2 protein-coding genes are annotated in these 2,571 nt (G+C 45.4%); one reads left to right on the plus strand and one right to left on the minus strand.

From position 1 onward, the window contains the following. Nucleotides 1-329: 329 nt before the first annotated feature. On the plus strand, nucleotides 330-1,550 hold the full coding sequence (locus ACTIE0_RS23820; protein ID WP_008052208.1) for a class I SAM-dependent methyltransferase: 1,221 nt from the start codon (nucleotides 330-332) through the stop codon (nucleotides 1,548-1,550). 12 nt (nucleotides 1,551-1,562) lie between these two features. Here ACTIE0_RS23820 and ACTIE0_RS23825 read toward each other — a convergent pair whose 3' ends face one another. Next, nucleotides 1,563-2,489: a M28 family peptidase gene (locus ACTIE0_RS23825; RefSeq protein ID WP_006670498.1), complete on the minus strand. Its 927-nt coding sequence runs from the start codon at nucleotides 2,487-2,489 to the stop codon at nucleotides 1,563-1,565. Nucleotides 2,490-2,571: the final 82 nt, after the last annotated feature.

Consider the following 2,571-nt stretch of genomic DNA (forward strand, 5'->3'; position numbering starts at 1 on the left):
AGGTCTCGCACCATACTTGGTATTATACCGTATTGCCGTAAAATGTTAACCTAATTTGAGATTAAATCATGCTCCTTGAGTTGTTAACCTGGTTAATCTTTTTACAGATAATTACAGCTAAAATGTTTTTGGCTGCAATCCTCGCATTTTATTAAATCGCGTATCCAGACCTATTGTATAGACTTACCAGAACTTATCTGAGAAAAAACGATAAGTTTTGTTACATGACCAACACCCCACAGATTTATGGTCTACTGGGGGCAATTGTAAGGTATTCTGAAAAAGCACGTTCGCTTGCTTGCTTGGGTTGTTGTCTGTTGGTTTTGATCATGGAAGAAATTAGCGCTGCTGTCAAACGGCTTTACGATATTTACCCTTTTCCCCCTGACCCTTTGTTAAATGAACCGCCACCGGGTTATAACTGGCGCTGGTGTTGGTCAGCAGCCTATGGATTTTGTACGGGACAAAAACCCCAGAAAACTAAAATTCGGATTTTGGATGCGGGTTGCGGCACCGGTTCGAGTACCGAATATCTGATTCAGCTTAACCCAGAGGCTGAGGTTTTGGGTATTGATTTGAGTTCAGGAGCGATCGCTACGGCTCAAGAACGCTGTCGCCGCTCCGGGATATCTACTCCGGGAACTCCAGAGCCTCAATTTCAACAGATGAGTCTCTATGATGTGGGACAATTGGAGGGGGAGTTTGATTTTATTAACTGTGTGGGGGTACTCCATCACCTACCAGACCCCATTCGGGGTATCCAAGCCTTGGCTTCTAAGTTAACGCCGGGGGGATTATTACATATATTTGTTTATGCTGAGTTGGGTCGCTGGGAAGTGCGACTTATGCAGCAGGCGATCGCCTTATTACAAGGGGACAAACGTGGCGATTATCAGGACGGCGTAAATGTGGGGCGCAAAGTTTTTGAAGCCTTACCCGAAGATAACCGTTTGGTCCTGTATGAGTCCGAACGTTGGGCTCTGGAAAATCAGCGAGATGAGTGTTTTGCTGATATGTATGTCCATCCCCAAGAAATTGACTACAATATTGACACTCTGTTTGAGCTGATTGATAGCTCTCAATTGGAATTTGTCGGTTTTTCTAATCCTGAGTATTGGGATATTAATCGCCTGGTTGGTAAATCCCCCGAACTTATGGAAAGGGTCGAAAATTTAAGCGATCGCCAACTATATCGCCTCATTGAGTTATTAGACCCCAAGGTTAGCCATTATGAGTTTTTCCTGGCTCGTCCCCCTTTACCCAAGGCAGATTGGTCTGATGATAGCGCTTTATTAGCTGCCATTCCTGAGTTAACCTACTGTTTGAATGGTTGGCCGAGTCAAACAGTGTTTGATTGCAATTATCACCTGGTGACATTATCAGATGATGAGTTTGAGTTTCTCCAAGCCTGTGAAACTAATTCAACTGCTGATGGTACCGTAGAAAATCCCCGCACTGTCGGTGATATTCTGGCTGCTGTGAAACTGGACATTTCCGGAGTGCGATCGCTCCTATCTCGACAGTTTATCCTCCTAACTCCCACCTCTTAGCTGGGGGGTGAATCAATCAATATTAGCCAGATTCATAATCACTGCCTCCAAGCCAGAAACTACCCTAGCGAGGTGGTTATAGTTAACCATTGCTGGGGTATCTTCCTGGGTGTGATAGTAGGGATAGCGAAACATAGCCGTATCCGTGACCATAATTCCCGGATAACCCTCCTGCCAGAAAGACCAATGATCCGACCAACCCGCACCCGGAACCGTATTAGGCAAAATCGAGCCTTCTGAGGGAAACAGCGTATGGGTACGGAATGCCTTAACTACTTGCCGGACTAATCCCCCAGATGCGAAGTTACCAACAAATGCGATAAAGTTTCCAGTGATCGGGTAAATATTATTTAATAGCCCCAGGGGGTAGGTTTGACTTCCAGGAGTGTCCGAGTAGTAGCCCATTGTTTCTAAACTCAGCATCGCCACTATTTTCTCATTTCTTTCTCGCGATCGCTTTGCATAAACCCAACTTCCCATGTCTGGAGTCCAGCTAAAGGGTGGTTCTTCATTCACAAATTCCACAAATCTTAGAGTTTTTTGGGGATGGGTTGCCGCGAAATAATCGGCTAGTGCTAAGACCGCCGCCGCTCCTGATCCGTTATCATTAGCCCCAGGAGAGCCTACCACAGAATCATAGTGAGCCCCAATCACTATAATTTCTTCCCCCAGGGCTTCCCCTGGTATTTCTACCTCTAAATTGGTAAATTGGCGATCGCCAATCAGATATTCTTGGCGTTGGACTGTATAACCAGCTTGGGTCAGTCTACTTTCTAGGTAAGCCTCAGTTTTAAGAAGATTATCGTAATATATATAGTTATGTTCTCCGGTCCCGGCGATCGCTTCTACATCTTGTCGTAGGCGATCGCTAAGTTCTTCCTGGTGTCGTGTCAGGGGTGGAAGTGTACCTCTGTAGCTTTTTCCCGGCATCAATATCATGATTACTGCTCTATAAAACTTAAACAAAACCGGACATAGCCGGATCTTGATGTTTATTTCTGGCTTCGTCCGGGACTGTCGG

The sequence above is a fragment of the Limnospira sp. genome (assembly GCF_051859755.1).
Taxonomy (GTDB): domain Bacteria; phylum Cyanobacteriota; class Cyanobacteriia; order Cyanobacteriales; family Microcoleaceae; genus Limnospira; species Limnospira fusiformis.